The sequence below is a fragment of the Planococcus sp. NCCP-2050 genome (assembly GCF_023708025.1).
GTDB lineage: Bacteria > Bacillota > Bacilli > Bacillales_A > Planococcaceae > Planococcus.
The window spans coordinates 1542416-1558099 of record NZ_BRCX01000001.1 but is presented as its reverse complement, the minus strand read 5'-3'; the positions used below and the strand labels follow the sequence as shown (position 1 = coordinate 1558099).

The 15684-nt window shown below is 46.9% G+C and carries 18 protein-coding genes; 11 read left to right on the top strand and 7 right to left on the bottom strand.

Going from position 1 to position 15684, the window contains the following annotated elements:
- Positions 1–84 precede the first annotated feature (84 nt).
- Together NFU07_RS07655 and menC are read left to right on the top strand one after the other, a co-directional pair.
- Positions 85–1506: a YfcC family protein gene (locus tag NFU07_RS07655; RefSeq protein WP_251476397.1), complete on the top strand. Its 1422-nt coding sequence runs from the start codon at positions 85–87 to the stop codon at positions 1504–1506.
- Positions 1507–2613: an o-succinylbenzoate synthase gene (gene menC / locus NFU07_RS07650; protein ID WP_251476395.1), complete on the top strand. Its 1107-nt coding sequence runs from the start codon at positions 1507–1509 to the stop codon at positions 2611–2613.
- A gap of 158 nt (positions 2614–2771) precedes the next feature.
- Here menC and NFU07_RS07645 read toward each other — a convergent pair whose 3' ends face one another.
- Complete coding sequence (locus NFU07_RS07645; protein WP_251476393.1) at positions 2772–3362, bottom strand: TetR/AcrR family transcriptional regulator; 591 nt, start codon at positions 3360–3362, stop codon at positions 2772–2774.
- A 148-nt stretch (positions 3363–3510) separates the two neighbouring features.
- On the opposite strand from NFU07_RS07645, the gene NFU07_RS07640 reads away from it, so the two are divergent.
- Positions 3511–4245, top strand: a complete 735-nt coding sequence (locus tag NFU07_RS07640; protein WP_251476391.1) for a glucose 1-dehydrogenase — start codon at positions 3511–3513, stop codon at positions 4243–4245.
- Positions 4246–4297: 52 nt separating this feature from the next.
- On the opposite strand, the gene NFU07_RS07635 is transcribed toward NFU07_RS07640, so the two are convergent.
- The 4 genes from NFU07_RS07635 to NFU07_RS07620 are packed head-to-tail and all read right to left on the bottom strand — an operon-like array spanning position 4298 to position 7050.
- The gene (locus NFU07_RS07635) at positions 4298–5407 is read right to left on the bottom strand and encodes a metal ABC transporter solute-binding protein, Zn/Mn family (RefSeq protein WP_251476389.1); all 1110 of its coding nucleotides are present in this window, start codon (positions 5405–5407) and stop codon (positions 4298–4300) included.
- Positions 5408–5447: 40 nt separating this feature from the next.
- Positions 5448–5717, bottom strand: a complete 270-nt coding sequence (gene rpsN / locus NFU07_RS07630) for a 30S ribosomal protein S14 (RefSeq protein ID WP_251476387.1) — start codon at positions 5715–5717, stop codon at positions 5448–5450.
- Positions 5718–5771: 54 nt separating this feature from the next.
- Positions 5772–5921: a 50S ribosomal protein L33 gene (rpmG, locus tag NFU07_RS07625; RefSeq protein WP_052650078.1), complete on the bottom strand. Its 150-nt coding sequence runs from the start codon at positions 5919–5921 to the stop codon at positions 5772–5774.
- Between the two features lie 4 nt (positions 5922–5925).
- Positions 5926–7050 carry a GTP-binding protein gene (locus NFU07_RS07620; protein ID WP_251476385.1) on the bottom strand — a complete coding sequence of 375 codons (1125 nt, stop codon included), beginning with the start codon at positions 7048–7050 and terminating at the stop codon, positions 5926–5928.
- A 183-nt stretch (positions 7051–7233) separates the two neighbouring features.
- On the opposite strand from NFU07_RS07620, the gene NFU07_RS07615 reads away from it, so the two are divergent.
- Entirely contained in the window at positions 7234–7590 is a 357-nt protein-coding gene (locus NFU07_RS07615) for a DUF4181 domain-containing protein (protein WP_251476383.1), read from the top strand.
- Positions 7591–7618: 28 nt separating this feature from the next.
- Here the strand turns inward: NFU07_RS07615 and NFU07_RS07610 are convergent, their stop codons facing one another.
- Both NFU07_RS07610 and NFU07_RS07605 read right to left on the bottom strand, forming a co-directional pair.
- Positions 7619–8008: a DUF3221 domain-containing protein gene (locus tag NFU07_RS07610; protein WP_251476381.1), complete on the bottom strand. Its 390-nt coding sequence runs from the start codon at positions 8006–8008 to the stop codon at positions 7619–7621.
- Between the two features lie 103 nt (positions 8009–8111).
- A complete protein-coding gene (locus tag NFU07_RS07605) occupies positions 8112–8963 on the bottom strand; it encodes a metallophosphoesterase family protein (protein WP_251476379.1) in 852 nt (283 codons plus the stop codon).
- A 155-nt stretch (positions 8964–9118) separates the two neighbouring features.
- Here NFU07_RS07605 and NFU07_RS07600 point away from each other — a divergent pair, with 155 nt between their 5' ends.
- From NFU07_RS07600 to NFU07_RS07570, 7 genes are all read left to right on the top strand, one after another.
- Positions 9119–9733 (top strand): glycerol-3-phosphate responsive antiterminator, encoded by a 615-nt coding sequence (locus NFU07_RS07600; RefSeq protein ID WP_251476377.1) that lies wholly within the window; start codon positions 9119–9121, stop codon positions 9731–9733.
- 187 nt (positions 9734–9920) lie between these two features.
- Complete coding sequence (locus tag NFU07_RS07595) at positions 9921–11219, top strand: ABC transporter substrate-binding protein (protein ID WP_251476375.1); 1299 nt, start codon at positions 9921–9923, stop codon at positions 11217–11219.
- Between the two features lie 57 nt (positions 11220–11276).
- Positions 11277–12125, top strand: coding sequence for an HAD family hydrolase (locus NFU07_RS07590; RefSeq protein ID WP_251476372.1), 849 nt, complete (start codon positions 11277–11279; stop codon positions 12123–12125).
- Positions 12118–13197 carry an ABC transporter ATP-binding protein gene (locus NFU07_RS07585; RefSeq protein WP_246807913.1) on the top strand — a complete coding sequence of 360 codons (1080 nt, stop codon included), beginning with the start codon at positions 12118–12120 and terminating at the stop codon, positions 13195–13197. Before NFU07_RS07590 ends, NFU07_RS07585 begins: the two co-directional genes overlap by 8 nt.
- The gene (locus NFU07_RS07580; RefSeq protein WP_234398911.1) at positions 13184–14113 is read left to right on the top strand and encodes a carbohydrate ABC transporter permease; all 930 of its coding nucleotides are present in this window, start codon (positions 13184–13186) and stop codon (positions 14111–14113) included. Before NFU07_RS07585 ends, NFU07_RS07580 begins: the two co-directional genes overlap by 14 nt.
- Positions 14114–14127: 14 nt before the next feature.
- A complete protein-coding gene (locus tag NFU07_RS07575) occupies positions 14128–14952 on the top strand; it encodes a carbohydrate ABC transporter permease (protein WP_246807915.1) in 825 nt (274 codons plus the stop codon).
- Between the two features lie 15 nt (positions 14953–14967).
- Positions 14968–15681 (top strand): glycerophosphodiester phosphodiesterase, encoded by a 714-nt coding sequence (locus tag NFU07_RS07570; RefSeq protein ID WP_251476370.1) that lies wholly within the window; start codon positions 14968–14970, stop codon positions 15679–15681.
- Positions 15682–15684: the final 3 nt, after the last annotated feature.

Genomic DNA, 15684 nt, shown 5'->3' with positions numbered 1-15684 from the left:
ATTTTGGTATTGATTTTAAGTATAAACTTCAATATAATTTGATTCAAGTTCAATTTTCGGAAAATTGGGAATGGAGGAAATAATATGACTGTCCAAGCAAGCAAGGCAAAGAAAGAAAAGAAAAAACGGGGATTGCCTGATGCTTATGTGATTTTGTTCGGGATTCTGATTCTTGCAGCACTCCTAACGTATATTATTCCGGCCGGAAGCTTTGAACGGGAAACGGTCGAAAGCGGCGCATCGGTCATCATACCAAACAGCTACGAGGCGATTGAGCAGACGCCGGTTAGTCCGATTGGTGTGTTTACAGCGATACAAGAAGGGATGATCGGCGGCGCGGGATTGATTTTCCTGGTTTTGATCATTGGCGGAACGTTCGCTGTCATTGAAAGTACAGGCGCCATCAACACCGTGATTTTGAAAACAATCGATAAGACGCGCAATAGAGAATGGCTATTGATCGTAATGGTAGCTCTTCTGTTCTCCGTTTTCGGGGGATTGGGTATTATCGTCAACGCAGTCATTGCTTTTATTCCGATCGGGATCATTTTAGCCCGTGCCATGAAAATGGATGCCATTGTCGGCGTTTCAATTATCTATTTGGGCGCATATTCCGGCTTTGCCGTCGGATTTCTGGATCCATCGACGACCGGCTTTGCCCAAACGATTGCGGAATTGCCGCTGTTTTCCGGGCTTGGCTATCGTTTGTTGATCTATGCAACAGTAGTTACTGCAACGATTCTTTATATTCTGTGGTATGCAAACCGCATCAAGAAAGATCCGAAAAAAAGTATTTTGAGAGACAATCCGTTCCCGCGGGATGAAAAAAACAACATGGAAGATGCTTCAACCGAATTGACTCTTGTTCACAAATGGGTTTTGGGTGTATTGGTTATCGGAATTGCTGCTTACGTTTACGGTGTATTCCAGCTGGAATGGGCCATTAACGAAATGGCAGGTGTCTTTATCGTCATCGCGATTCTGACAAGCCTCATCTCGAAAATGGGTGCCAATGAAATGGTCGCCGAGTTTATGAATGGCTGTAAGAGCGTGGTTTATGGCGCGTTGATCATCGGGATGGCACGATCCATCGTTGTGGTCATGGAAAACGGGATGGTATTGGATACGATCGTTCAAGGGATGGCGACGGTTCTTGAACCGTTTTCAAGCGTCATGGGCGCAGTCGCGATGTTCGTCGGCAACGGGCTGTTCAATCTGATCGTCACTTCAGGAAGCGGCCAGGCAGCCATTGTCATGCCGATTATGACGCCGCTCGCCGATTTAATGGATGTGCCACGACAGGTTGCGGTACAGGCATACTCGCTTGGCGATGGATTCACGAACATCATCACACCGCTTTCCGGTGTCTTGATGGCGACGCTTGCGATTGCCGGTGTGCCTTGGTCGAAATGGATCAAATTTGCGATTCCGCTTGTATTGATCTGGTATGTCATTGGAACGATTTATATTGTTGTCGGAGTATTGATCGATTGGGGGCCGATGTAAATGAAAATTGAAGAAATCAACTTGTACAAGATGAACATGAAGATGAAAAATCCCTTTACCACCAGTTTCGGGACGCAGCAGGAACGCCTGTTTATCCTGGTGGAGGTGAAAAATGAAGAAGGCATGTCGGGCTGGGGCGAGTGTGTCACTGCCGAACTTCCTTTGTACATTGAGGAATTTACGGATTCCAGCTGGATTATGCTGGAGAAATTCCTGGTTCCGCTCCTGCTGAAAAAAGAACTGGACCATCCGGATGAAGTGCATGAATTGTTCCGTCCATATAAGCGGAACCATTTGGCAAAATCCGCACTCGACGGGGCTGTATGGGATTTATACGCGAAAACAAAAGGCATTTCACTTGCGGAAGCGCTCGGTGGAGAAAAGTGGGCAATTGATGTCGGGGTGAGTTTAGGAATCAAGGACGATATTGAAGACTTGCTGAGCGAAGTGAAAGAAAAGACCGAAGAAGGCTATAAGCGGATTAAAATCAAGATCAAGCCCGGAAAAGACGTCGAAGTGGTCAGGCAGGTACGGGAACGTTTCCCGGATATTCCGCTAATGGTTGATGCAAACTCCGCATATACCTTGGATGACATCGACTTATTGAAAGAGCTGGATCAGTTCAACTTGATGATGATCGAACAGCCGCTGACGGCTGGCGACTTGATCGACCATGCCAAGCTGCAAAAGCATTTGGAAACGGCCATTTGCCTGGATGAAAGCATCCATTCCTATGATGATGCGAGGCAAGCGATAGAGCTTGGCAGCGGACGCATCATCAATATGAAAGTGGGACGCGTCGGGGGATTGACCGAAGCGAAGAAAATCCATGATTTCTGCCAGCAGGAGAATATTGAAATGTGGTGCGGCGGGATGTTGGAGTCCGGCATTGGCCGTGCCCACAACATCGCCATCACGACATTGGCCAATTTCACTTTGCCTGGGGATACAGCCTCATCTTCCCGCTACTGGGAAAAAGACATCATCAAGCCGGAAGTTGTGGCGACGGGTGGACAAGTGCAGGTGTCCAAAGAGCCGGGAATCGGCTATGAAGTCGATTTAGATGAGATCATGAAACATACGGTTGAGAAAAAACATTTTGTCTAATGATAAAAGCTGTGGATAACTGATTTTCCTTTTCAAAAAACTTACCCACATGTGGGTAAGTCAAAAAGGATGACGAAACGGTACAGTTATCCCCGTTTCGGCTCAATTTCATCCACATATCCCAAGCCCACCGGTTCGACCGGTGGGCTTTTCCTGTTTTATTCGCCTATAACGATGCTGCCTTCGTAAATTTTGCCATGCAGATCGGCTATTTTCTTCGCCATCGTTTCCGGTGAGTCCAGGAAGTTCTGTTTGCTCCAATAGATGAAGAAACCAAGCATTCCATAAGTGAGGTAATAATTCAATTCCGGAATTTCCATCTTAAGTTCGTTCTCGCCTGCGAGTGCCAGTTCCGTAGCGGATACCCGTACCAAGCTTTCGCAAAATTGGTTTTGCGACCCTGGCAGCACTTCGCCTTTGATGATAAGCGAGAAAATCGGCTGGTTCTGATAGATGTATTCGAAAATCGGCAAATGCCGCTGGACGTCTTTCGAAGAAAAGTGGTCCAGGTGTTTAAAGCTTTGACGGAAATATGTGATGAGCCCCTGTAGGTAATCGTCGAAGATTGCCGACAGCAATTCGTTCAAATCTTTATAATGCGCATAGAAAGTCACCCGGTTGCATTTTGCTTTCTTGGTGACTTCCGTAATGGAAAGTTCGCGAAGTTCTTTTTGTTCCAGCAAGGCGAGCAGTGCGTCTTTCAAGTTTTTCTGGGTCCGCAATACACGCCGGTCTTCAGTGGCTGCCACGGCAAGCCCTCCTCATTCGTGTCGATAAATTGAACGACAATGGTGAATTTATTATGACATGAATTCCTCCGGATGGACAAATGGATTATTTATCTGTAAATTTACAGTTGTAGTATAAAATAAATTAATCTAGTTGGAGGAATTTTTCATGGCTCGTTTAGAAGGAAAAGTTGCCATTATTACAGGAGCGGCTCAAGGTATGGGCGCATCTCACGCGAAAAAGTTCATTGAAGAAGGCGCGAAAGTTGTTTTAACGGATTTGAACGAAGAAAAGGGCCAAGCGCTTGCAGCTGAATTAGGTGAAAATGCGTTATTCGTCAAACAGAACGTAACAAGCGAAGAAGACTGGGCGCAAGTTGTAGCAGAAGCGGAAAAAGCATTTGGACCGGTCAGCATCTTAGTTAACAATGCGGGAATTTCAGTAGCTAAATCGATCCTGCAGACAACATTGGAAGAATATCGCCGCATCGTCGAAATCAACCAAGTTTCTGTGTTCCTCGGCATGAAAGCGGTAATTCCGTCCATGCAGAAAACGGTTGGCGGTTCCATCGTCAATATTTCATCGATGAACGGGCTCGTTGCCGGTGCGATCGGCTACACGGATACAAAATTTGCGGTGCGCGGCATGACGAAAGCGGCTGCGATTGAATGCGCGCATTACGGCATCCGCGTCAACTCGGTTCATCCGGGCGTTATCGCAACACCGATGATTGTACAAGAAGATTCAAAAGCGCTTATCGAAGAGTTTGCAAAAACGATTCCGCTTAAGCGTATGGCCCAATCAGAAGAAGTATCGAATATGGTATTGTTCCTTGCATCAGATGAAGCAAGCTACTCTACCGGCTCTGAATTCGTCATTGACGGCGGATTAACGGCGCAGTAACGAAAATATAAAAACCCAACTGTTACGTGACAGTTGGGTTTTTTCAGCTGAATTAATTTAAAATCTTCTCAAGCGTCTTTCGGTTTTCTTCCATCAAGGTAAAGTAAGTTTCCTTGTTCGCAACATCTTCCTCAGTCAATACGCCGAGATTATGAAGCTGGACGGCTTCTGCACCGATTTCCTTCTGGATGACTTCGGTCAATTTGGAGGAGACGTTCTGTTCAAAAGCAACATAGCGGATGTCCAGTTCTTTTGCCTGGTCGACAATCTGAGTCAGTTCTTTTTGCGACGGCTCATCTTGGCTGTTCAAGCCAGCGACCGCTACTTGCTCAATCCCGTACGTATCCGCGATGTAGCCGAAAGCGGCATGCGACACAAAGAATATTTTGTTCGCAGCGGCATCAGCTGTTTCATGGAAGGATTGATCAAGTTCTTTTAACTCTTCGATTAATGCTTCGTAATTTGCTTCATACGTTTTTGCATTTCCGCTGTCCTGTTCAACCAATTCGTTCTTGACCGATTCCGCTAATTGTTGGCTCAAGACTGGTGAAATCCATACATGGGGATCAACTGAACCGTGGCTATGGTCGTGGCCGTGATCATGGCTGTGTTCTTCATTAGCTTCGTGGTCATGATTATGTTCTTCGTCCGTTCCATGGTCGTGGTTATGCTCGTCTGCCGCTTCATGGTCATGGCTGTGTTCTTCATCAGCTTCATGCTCGTGAGTATGTTCATCTTCCGCTTCACCTTCGTGGTCATGGGAATGGCCTTCGCCAAGTGCCTCTTCTGGAATCGTTGCTGCAGTTGCGACAAATTCCACATTTTCGTTTTTCAATGTTGTCTGTGCTTTATCGATAAAGCCTTCCAGCCCCATCCCGATATAGAACACAAGATCCGCATCTGCCAGTGAAATCATGTCTTGCTGTGTCGGCTCGTAAGTATGCTCGTTTGAACCGGCAGGGTAGATGGATTCGACTTCGACCAGATCGCCGCCGATCTGTTCAGTGAAATAAGTCAGGGGATAAACGGTCGTGTAAACCGATAATTTATCGTCTTTAGCAGTATCGGCTCCGTTAGCTGCATCTGTAGAGGAATCGTTTGTTGAACCGCATGCACCAAGGAACAGCGCAAGCAGAAGGAGTAGGAATAATAGTTTCTTCATTGGACACCTCGTTGAAATTTTTTGTGTAGTTTCTCGTTGTTTACCAGCTGGCTTTTTTGACGCCCGGAATCTGCCCTTTATGCGCGAGTTCCCGGAATGCGATTCGGGACATGCCGAATTTCCGCATATAGCCGCGTGGTCTTCCGGTTAATGCGCAGCGATTGTTCAAGCGGGTAGGTGAAGCATCTTTTGGAAGGGCCGACAATGCCGCGTAGTCGTCTTGCTCTTTTAAGGCTCTGCGTTTTTCAGCAAAACGGGCAGCGGTTTCGCGCTGTTTTCGGTCTTTCGCGATCTTGGATTTTTTTGCCATGGGTTTATCTCCTTTAGTAGTAATCATTACGATTTGAAAATAACTAAAATTTTTTTATTTGGTTTCGCGGTGCAAGGTCACTTTTCGAAGGCGGGGGCAATATTTCTTTAATTCGATGCGTTCCGGATTGGTGCGTTTGTTTTTTGTCGTACTGTAATTGCGGTCACCGGTTTCGGTGCAGGCTAATGTAATATTCACTCTCATCGTTTCACTCCTCCTTAAGGGTTTGAAATGCTGGCAATGGGTCGTAAAAGCTATTCCAGTCCTGCAGCATTTCATCTTCGGCCAGCAGGCATTGGCTGAGTGAGTCAGTCAGTTCTTGTTGATCCATGCTGATGCCGATCAGTACAAGTTCGGTCATTTTCACCCCATAATCGAGATCCCAGGCACCGGCGTATTCGATGCTGAGCGAGGGGCCAGCTTGTGAAAGCAAGACGGCTGCATCGTCACGGGAGGCAATCCGTAGAAACCCCTTGGCGCGGACGACTTCCACCGGCCATTCCATCATCCAGGCCATGAGGCGCTCGGGATGGAACGGCTTCTGGCTGCGGTACACAAACGAAGTGATGCCATATTCTTCTGTTTCAGGAATGTGTTCGCCGTTAAGTTCTTTCAGCCAACCGGCGCTGTGGCTGGATTTTTCAAAATCGAATAGCTTCGTGTTTAGCACCCGGTCCAACGGGACAGTTGAAAATGCGGTCTCGATCACTTCTGCATCTGGGTTCAAGCTGCGGATGACTTGTTTCAGTTCCAGCGTTTTTACGGGCGAAAGCAAATCGGTTTTATTCAATAAAATCACATTGGCGAACTCGATCTGATCGATCAGCAGATCTGCAATTTCCCGCTCATCTTCGTCTGTCGTCTGCTGTTTGCGGTCAAGTAAAGTGTCGCCGGAAGCGAAATCTTTCCAGAAAGCATTGCCGTCCACCACGGTCACCATTGTATCAAGGCGGCAAAGTTCCAGGAGGCGTGAATTCAGGCTTTCATCCAAGTATGTAAAGGTCTGGGCAACGGGGATGGGTTCGCTGATGCCGGAAGATTCGATAACGATGTAATCGATATCACCTGACTCCACCAGTTTTTCGACTTCCAGGACAAGGTCTTCGCGGAGCGTGCAGCAAATGCAGCCATTCTGCAGTTCGACCAGCTTTTCCTCGGTTTTAACAAAACCGCCTTGTTTAATGAGGGACGCATCAATGTTCACTTCGCTCATATCGTTGACTACTACCGCAACTTTCAATCCTTCACGGTTTTGCAGAATATGATTCAGCAAAGTGGTCTTGCCGGATCCGAGGTAGCCGCTGAGCACTGTAATTGGTATTTGGGCTGTCATGCGGAAATTCCTCCTTCAAAAACTAAATAGTAATCATTACGTTTTAAAGTATAGAGAAGATGAAAATAAAACACAAGCGGTTTTTTAAAAATTTTATTCTTAGTCTTAATTTGGAACTTTTCTCCAAATATTACGTAAAGAAGGTAGAATAAAAATGAAATTGAGAGAAAGGGGGCGGCATTCATGGAAACGGTTCTCTTGTTTCTTGGTTTGATTGTGGTATTTTTCGGAGCCGAGTATTTAATGCGGAAACTCTTGAAAGTCGAGAAAGTCAATCTCTCGGAAACACCTGGCGGAAAGGTCAATAACTGGGGAAGGGGAGTTATTTTAGGGGTTGCTCTTATCGGAGTCATCCTATTTCTGGACGATTTTGCTGATGCAATTTTATGGTTCTGGATTTACTACTTTCTGTCTGTGGGTATACTCGAAGCGTTCTTGGAATGGAGATACTTCCCGGATTCCAAGTCGTATCTTGTATCGCTGCTGCAAATCCCTTTCGTTATTGGGTTCCTGCTCATCGCTATTTACCTGCTTAGTTAGCAAAAGCCTTCCGCTAAGGAAGGCTTTTTTAGTTGTATTCAGATTTTAGGATGAGGGAGGTTCCGGGAATTTGGGGAGGGTCGGACTGGTTCACCCATCCATGCCAGTAGATGCGCACCCGGTCGCCCGGCTCATATTTCGATTTCAGGTTACGATTGATCCACGGAATCGAGTACGTGGCTCCTAAGGTCGGATCTTCACTGCTTTTTTCATCAATCAACTCGAGAATTTCTTCTTGCGTCTTGCCCTTTGTTTCATCTTTCGGCAATTCAACAACGTGGAGACGCTGTTCACCATCGGTCGTTTTCCTAATCTCCATCACATAGCCGACATCAACATTTTGACTCATCCGCCAAAAGACAATAGCCAAAATAATCACGATAACGATAACTAAAGGAACCAGAATTCTTTTTCTCATTATTCCCCACCGCCTAGCATTTCACTGTTTAGAAGATTTTACCATAAAGAAAGTGAAAAAACAGGCGTACCCGGAAAAGGCCTGCCTGTTTCGATAGGTCAAATTATATTTTTTCAGCTGCTTCTTTCTCCGGCAATAGCACAATGGTATGCCGCACATCCTTTTCCGTACCAAGCTGATGAGGATTAAGCCCGAAATGGCTGATGGCGTTTCCGATATATTGGGCCCGTGTGTAAAGGTCCGGATCATACAGATCGACTGAATCGATGGAAATCTGTGAATCCGTCACTTCAATGATCCGCACGGCCTGTTCATCCAATACAGCGGACAGCTGAACGAAATTCCACTGGCTTCTTTCTGCAATCGAGTTGAAGTGATTATGGCCGTTGACGTAAAGGCCGGAGCCCTGCTTTTTATTCAACAATTCCCATACGGGGATATCGGAAGAAATGCATAACTTGTCTTTCTCAGAATTAGCAGTGGTAGCGTGGACGGGATGATGTGCGAAAACAAGCAATGGTAAATTGCCGCTCTTCTCAATCACATTGCCGAGCCAGTCGATTTGTTCGGCATCGAGGGTACCGCCCCAATCTTCGAAGTCCTGCTCTTTCGCCGTGTCAAGAAAGGCCAATACCGCAGATTCCAAAGTGATGGAATGATAACGCTGCTGGCCGGTCAGGGAAAGTACCTTTTCCCGGGTTTGGGCATAGACATCGTGGTTGCCGAGCACATGGATGAACGGTTTGCCGTGCCGATTAATCATGTCGTAAACCTGGACGAGCTCTTCCTTCAAGCCGAAGTTCGTCAAGTCGCCGATGGATACATAGAGGTCTGCGGGAATTGAGAAAAAGCGCTCAAGAAAATTCTCATAGAATATTTTGCGGTCCTCTTCGATAAATTCGTATTCCTCGTCCAAAGCCGGGTAATGCAAGTCGCCGATTACTGCAATCTTCATATCTCCATCTCCTCTCAATTGCTTACCCTCACAGTATTGCAGAACATTGCTAAGCTGCTTTAAAGAACTTGTAAAGCTTTGTAAATTTCCGGTTCCTGCGGTTTCTGGAAATTATAATGGGAGGTGTACATAAGATGAAAGGGGATTTGAGGAACATGAAAACCCAATGGAATCATGACGACATGATTTGCCGCCTAAAGCAGCGTAAGAAAATCGCCGCGGTGAAATGTCCGAAATCGATTGAGAAGGCACTCGCGAGTAAAGAAGAGATTGCTGCTGTGTTTTTATTGATGGGGTCTATTATGAACGTCAAACGCTATGTCGACCTGTTCCAGGAGGAAGGAATTCCTGTTCTGATCCATGCGGAAAAAATTGGCGGACTGCTGCTGAATAATGAAGGGCTCGATTTCATTGCCAACTACGTCAAGCCGTTCGGCATTGTTACAACCAAGCCGGCGCTGATAAAAAAAGCGAAAGAACGGAATCTTTTCGTTGTTCAGCGGGTCTTCATGATTGATTCGGAAGTTTACGGCAATGTGCTTGAGAACAAGCAAAAGCCGACTCCGGATCTGATTGAAATTATGCCGGCCACTCTTTATGGCGTCATTCGCTCCTATTCCGAACTGCTCGATATCCCGATCATTACAGGCGGTCTGCTGTCTGCGCCGGAACATGTGAGAGCTTCACTTGAGGCAGGGGCACTTGCAATCAGCACCTCCAATGAAGCCCTGTGGGCGGAAAACTTTTCCACAGTTGAAATGTTAAGGTGACTTTTACATTTTTCATACACTGGATTAACAAGCGCGCGTTACAATCAAATTGAAAAGTAGATAGATGACAGGGTGCACTAAGAGAGACCCCAAATGCCTTCGCACAAATGTATGCGAAAAGGTTATTTGGGGTCTCTTTGTTTTGCCTTGAGTCTGTTTGCTAAAAAAAGAAATTGGAGGCAGGGAAATGAAAAAACTAAGCTTTTTATTGATCTTGATGTGTACATTGCTGGTGCTTGCGGCATGCGGCGGTTCGGAAAGTGACGGAAGCGCGGAAGCGAACTCCGCTGAAGCTTCTGACGGCAAAGTGGAATTGACCTATTGGTACGCTTGGGGCGACAAAATCGGGGAGAACAATGAAAACTTAGTGAAACAATTCAATGAATCCCAAGACAAAATTCATGTAACTGCGGAATTCCAGGGTACTTATGACGAGCTTCATGCGAAGACACAAGCGGCTTTTGCTGCAGGGAACGCACCGGAAGTGACGCAGAACGAAATCGCCTCCATCGGCGTCTTTGCGAAATCAGGCATGACACAGGATTTGACGTCTTTTGTTGAAAACGACGAAGAAATCAATATGGATGACTTTAACCCGGGGCTGATGGGGAATTCATACGTCGATGATAAATTGTATGGACTGCCGTATTTGAGAAGTACGCCAATCATGTATATGAATACGACTTTGGCAGAAGAAGTGGGACTTGATCTGAAAGGTCCGAGTACGTGGGAAGAGTTCGAAGAATATGCAGCGGCATTCACAGACGGCAATGGCCGGGTCGGGATGTCCTTGCCGATCGATATCTGGTTCTATGAAGCTTTCATCGCTCAGGCTGGCGGATCGACGATGAATGAAGACGGGACGGAAGTCGCATTCAACAGTAAAGAGGGTGCCGAAGCCTTTGATTTGTTCAGAAATATGTCCAATGAAGGCACGATGAAAGTTTCTGCAGGCACGGAAGCGGGTGAAAAGGCGAGACAGGATTTCATTAACGGACATGCCGGCATGCATTTCGCTTCAACTGCAGACCTTTCGTACCTTCTGCAGCTGGCTGAAGAAAAAGGATTTGAACTGCAAACGTATTTCATGCCAAGCGGCAAAGAAACGAAAGTGCCGACTGGCGGTGCTAACTTGGTGATGACGAGTGGCTTGGATGAAGAAAAGCAGCAGGCAGCTTGGGAATTCATCAAATTCATGACAGCCACAGAACAAACGGCTTATGCTTCCGAATTCACGGGCTACCTGCCAAGCCGCTTATCGGCTGCGGAATCCGAGAAGATGCAGGCGCTTTATGAAGAAAAGCCGCAATTCAAAGTGGCAGTCGACCAGCTTGAAAATGGCGTAGCGCGTCCGATGGCTGAAAATTACCCGGAAGTCGTAAAAATCATGATTGACGAAATGACCCGCGGCATCTTGGATGAAAGCATTCCGACAGAGGAAGTTTTGGATACAGCGGCTGAAAAGGCAAATGCGGTCTTAAAATAACCAAACAAAAAGAAAGCACTTCACCGTGCTTTTTTTTCAAATCAGGAGGGCACCGGCATGAACTGGATGAAAGACATCAAAGCATTGATATTTGATATGGACGGAACACTTTATCAGGATTATTCCTTTATGGGACGCTATATTTCGAAAATGATGGCAAATCGCTTTCCGGAAGCGGAAATCGATGAAACTGTTGTCTGGGCTTATGATTTGCTGGAAGGCCGAAAGCCGATCAAACTCGGTTTCATGTATGACCCGGCAGAATTGCTTTTTTATAGCCATAAAGAATTGCAGCCGGCTGCGGCTTATAACTGGGAAGGCATCGAGACGGAAGCGCTTCAGGATGGGAGAGTTCCGCTGGTGTACCTTGGTGACCCGTGGGGAATTGCTCAATTGATCGCTATCAAAAAAGGGATTTCACCTGCCATAAGAGAACAAGCTTTCACTGACGTTAGGTTAGAGATGCTCGAGAAAGCGTATTGCATCAGCAAAAGGACAGACCTTTTCGATGAAATCAGTAAATTGGAAGGAAAACGGCTCATATTAATGACCAACTCGCCATTGCCGACTGCCCAGGAATTTGTGGATTTCATGGAACTCAACGAGGTATTTGATGAATTTCATTTCGACGGCAATAAGCCGCATGGCATTAAAGCGCTTTTCGAAGGACTGGTGGAGGAAGGATACGAGCCGCATGAAATCCTGTCTGTCGGCGACCATCCGTGGAACGATTTGTACCCGGTGCACCAAGCGGGCGGACAAACTTGCCTAATCAGTGAATACAAGCATGACGATGCGACAGAGTGGACGGTTTCCGTTGAGACAATCGATGAATTAGTTCAATTGGTGAAAAGGATGAATGGAGAATCGGCAATGGCCAATAGAAAGGAAGAAACTTATGGCTGAAATTAGACTGGACAATATCTCAAAGACCTTTAACGGAGACCAGGTCGTCAAAAACATTTCCCTGACGATCAAAGATGGCTCGTTTACAGTGCTAGTCGGCCCTTCCGGCTGTGGGAAATCCACCATTTTGCGGATGCTCGCGGGCTTTGAGCAACAGACTGAAGGCGATATCTGGATTGATGGAAAGCGGGTCAATGATCTCGCTCCCAGCAAGCGTGACATCGCGATGGTGTTTCAGAACTATGCCCTTTATCCGACCATGACCGTTAAAGGGAATATCGAGTTTGGACTAGCCAACCGGAAAGTGCCGAAAAAGGAACGGAATCTGTTGATTGCGGAAATCGCAGAAATAGTCGGCTTGTCCGATCATTTGGACAAAAAACCCGATAAGCTGTCGGGAGGCCAGCGCCAGCGGGTAGCCCTTGCACGTGCCATGGTCAAGAAGCCGAAAGTCTTCATCTTGGATGAACCGCTATCTAACCTGGATGCTAAGCTCCGCACGCAGATGCGCACGGAATTGATCCAGCTGCACGAAAAATTAGGGACGACTTTCGTCTATGTTACCCATGACCAAGTTGAAGCGATGTCGATGGGCGATGAAATCATTATCTTAAACAAAGGAGTCGTTCAGCAAAAAGCAGCACCGATTGATGTGTATCAGAGTCCGGGTAATCTATTCGCGGCGGAATTCATCGGCCAGCCGCCAATGAACGTTTTCAAAAAAGAAGAATTCCACGAACTCCAAGATGCCCTGCCGGAAGCTGCGGCATATATCGGGTTTCGGCCGGAGCATGCGGGCCTTGCTTTGGAATCCGCTCATGTGCCGCATACCATCGAACTGGAAAGTGAGATTTTGACACTCGAAACGCTAGGGGCGGAAACGGTCTATAAAGTGAAAAACCGCGTCGGTACGATGAACATCCGCAGCTTTACGGCCCCCGTATCCAAGCGAGGCAAGTGCTTTGCTACGATTCCGATGGAAAAGCTGTATGCTTTCGGAGCCGATCAGACAGCATTGCCTGCATTGGATTTCCCGTTCCAAAAGGAGGCGGCATTGAATGGCGTTCGCTAAAGTCCAGCTTGATATGGAAGAAAAGAAAGCGGAGCGGCAAGGTTTCCTTTCCTGGGTGAAACTGCGTCCCTATGCGATGATTTTTCCGGCGATCCTCATTTTTTGTTTGTTTTTCATCTATCCTATCGGCTATATGATCTATTTAAGTTTTCATGACTGGAATTTTGTCAGTCCGGTCAAGGACTTTGTCGGAACTTCCAATTTCAGCTATTTGCTGAGCGACCGGGATTTCAGGGAAGTCATTTCCAACTCATTCATCTATACGTTTTTCACTGTGTTTTTGACGATCAGCTTATCCTTGCTTTTAGCTCTTTGGCTGAACCGAGGCGGTGCTGTCTACTCATTCATGCAGGCATCGATCTTCAGCCCGCATATTATTTCACTGGTATCGGTTTCCATGCTGTGGATGTGGATCATGGATGCCGATTACGGCTTGTTGAATTGGTTCCTTAACCTGATTGGCATGGAATCGGTCATGTGGCTGACAAGTCCCGATTATGCACTCACTTCCTTGATCCTTGTGGCGGTATGGAAAGGAATCGGTTTCAATACCCTCGTTTTTATCGCCGGTTTGCAGAGCATTCCAAAAGACTTGTATGAAGCGGCGGAACTGGATCACACGCCGCCGTGGAGAAGGTTCTTGAAAATCACCGTGCCGATGCTGTCGCCAACTTTGTTTTTCCTGACAATCATTGGTGTCATCAACTCGTTCCAAGTGTTCGAGACCATTAACCTGATGACAGCGGGTGGACCGATCAACTCGACAAACACCTTTGTTTATTACATCTATCAATACGGGTTCCAGTTCTTTAAAATCGGCTACGCTTCAGCTGCCGGCGTGATTTTGCTGGTCATCCTAAGTGTGCTGACCGTCGTCTATTTCAAAGTGTTGAGCAAGCGAGTACATTACCGATAAGTGAGGGGAAACAGATGAATTCATCACCCATTTTCAAAATTGCCAACGGAATCGGATTGGTTCTGTTGTTCATCATTTTCGCCGTTCCATTCGTGTGGATGGCGAGCACCGCTTTTAAATCGCTGGGGGAGACCATGACGTTTCCACCGGTCTGGATTCCGGAAACTTTGCAATGGCAGAACTTTGTAGAAGCATGGAATTCGGGTCCATTCCTTAAATACTTTGTGAATAGCGTCGTTGTGACGCTGCTGATTCTGATTCTGCAATTTGCCACTATCATTCCAGCAGCTTATGCGTTTGCGCGCTATGAATTTCCGCTGAAGAATTTTTTCTTCGCTTTGACCATGATCTGTTTGATGATCCCGAGCCAGCTGATCTTTTTGCCGGTTTACCTGAATCTCAGTTCATGGGGCATCCTCGACACAATTTGGGGACTGATCCTGCCGTTTGCGACCAGTGCGTTCGGAATTTTCCTGCTGCGCCAGTCGTTTATGCAAGTGCCGGAGGAATTGCTCGAAGCGGCGCGCCTGGATGATGCTTCAGAATGGCAGATCATCCGCAAAATCATGCTGCCGCTTGCCAAACCTGTTTTGATCACGCTCGCGCTATTCAGTTTCATCGCGCACTGGAATGATTATTTCTGGCCGCTTGTCATGACGACAACGGATCAAGCACGAACACTGCCGCTTGGCATCGCCATGCTGCGGCAAGTGGAAGGCGGAGCGGCCTGGAACGTGGTGATGGCTGGGAATCTATTGCTGGTGCTGCCGATTCTGGTCATTTTCTTCTTTGCACAAAAGCATATTATTCGGGCTTTCGTTTACACGGGTGTGAAATAAAGAGGAGGTATTTGCATGGGACAACTTATTGCTCATAGGGGCTGGTCAGGAAAAGCGCCGGAAAATACATTGGCTGCCATCGAATTGGCGCTTGAGGAACCGAAAATCACCAGCATTGAAATTGATGTTCATCAGTCAAAAGACGGAATCCCGGTCGTCATCCACGATCACCGGGTGGACCGGACGACAGACGGCTCCGGTTATGTGATGGATTTGACTCTAGCTGAGTTGAAGAAACTCGATGCTGGAAGCTGGTTCGATCTGGCTTTTACAGGTGAACAGATTCCAACGCTTGCAGAAGTGCTTGAACTGGTTGGGGGCAAGAAGAATTTGCTGATTGAATTAAAACAGATGGCTGGCCTTTACGAGGGGCTGGAAGCGAATGTGCTGACGCTTATCCAAAATTTCAATACAGAAGCGCAGTGCAGCCTGATTTCATTTGACCATAAAAGCTTAAAGACCTGTCTGGCATTTAATCCGGAAGTCAAACGGACTCTGGTGATGCTCGGTTCGCCGCTTTTGCTGGTCGATCAAGTGAATGAAATCGGAGCTTCCGCGGTATCGATGCACCACCAGTATGTTGATGAGGAAATGATCAGCAGCTTGAAAAACAACGGCACAGATCTTGTCGTCTGGACAGTGGACCAAAAAGCGGAAGCGGATAGAGTCCTCCGTTTCGATCAGGGCATCGCGTTGACAACCAATCATCCAGAGCGGTTGTGGGTATAGAAA

Bases quoted from the DNA above. Each gene is read 5' to 3' on its own strand.
- NFU07_RS07655 (WP_251476397.1), top strand. From the start codon at position 85: ATGACTGTCCAAGCAAGCAAGGCAAAGAAAGAAAAGAAAAAACGGGGA.
- menC (WP_251476395.1), top strand. From the start codon at position 1,507: ATGAAAATTGAAGAAATCAACTTGTACAAGATGAACATGAAGATGAAA.
- NFU07_RS07640 (WP_251476391.1), top strand. From the start codon at position 3,511: ATGGCTCGTTTAGAAGGAAAAGTTGCCATTATTACAGGAGCGGCTCAA.
- NFU07_RS07635 (WP_251476389.1), bottom strand. From the start codon at position 5,407: ATGAAGAAACTATTATTCCTACTCCTTCTGCTTGCGCTGTTCCTTGGT.
- rpsN (WP_251476387.1), bottom strand. From the start codon at position 5,717: ATGGCAAAAAAATCCAAGATCGCGAAAGACCGAAAACAGCGCGAAACC.
- rpmG (WP_052650078.1), bottom strand. From the start codon at position 5,921: ATGAGAGTGAATATTACATTAGCCTGCACCGAAACCGGTGACCGCAAT.
- NFU07_RS07620 (WP_251476385.1), bottom strand. From the start codon at position 7,050: ATGACAGCCCAAATACCAATTACAGTGCTCAGCGGCTACCTCGGATCC.
- NFU07_RS07615 (WP_251476383.1), top strand. From the start codon at position 7,234: ATGGAAACGGTTCTCTTGTTTCTTGGTTTGATTGTGGTATTTTTCGGA.
- NFU07_RS07610 (WP_251476381.1), bottom strand. From the start codon at position 8,008: ATGAGAAAAAGAATTCTGGTTCCTTTAGTTATCGTTATCGTGATTATT.
- NFU07_RS07605 (WP_251476379.1), bottom strand. From the start codon at position 8,963: ATGAAGATTGCAGTAATCGGCGACTTGCATTACCCGGCTTTGGACGAG.
- NFU07_RS07600 (WP_251476377.1), top strand. From the start codon at position 9,119: ATGAAAACCCAATGGAATCATGACGACATGATTTGCCGCCTAAAGCAG.
- NFU07_RS07595 (WP_251476375.1), top strand. From the start codon at position 9,921: ATGAAAAAACTAAGCTTTTTATTGATCTTGATGTGTACATTGCTGGTG.
- NFU07_RS07590 (WP_251476372.1), top strand. From the start codon at position 11,277: ATGAACTGGATGAAAGACATCAAAGCATTGATATTTGATATGGACGGA.
- NFU07_RS07585 (WP_246807913.1), top strand. From the start codon at position 12,118: ATGGCTGAAATTAGACTGGACAATATCTCAAAGACCTTTAACGGAGAC.
- NFU07_RS07580 (WP_234398911.1), top strand. From the start codon at position 13,184: ATGGCGTTCGCTAAAGTCCAGCTTGATATGGAAGAAAAGAAAGCGGAG.
- NFU07_RS07575 (WP_246807915.1), top strand. From the start codon at position 14,128: ATGAATTCATCACCCATTTTCAAAATTGCCAACGGAATCGGATTGGTT.
- NFU07_RS07570 (WP_251476370.1), top strand. From the start codon at position 14,968: ATGGGACAACTTATTGCTCATAGGGGCTGGTCAGGAAAAGCGCCGGAA.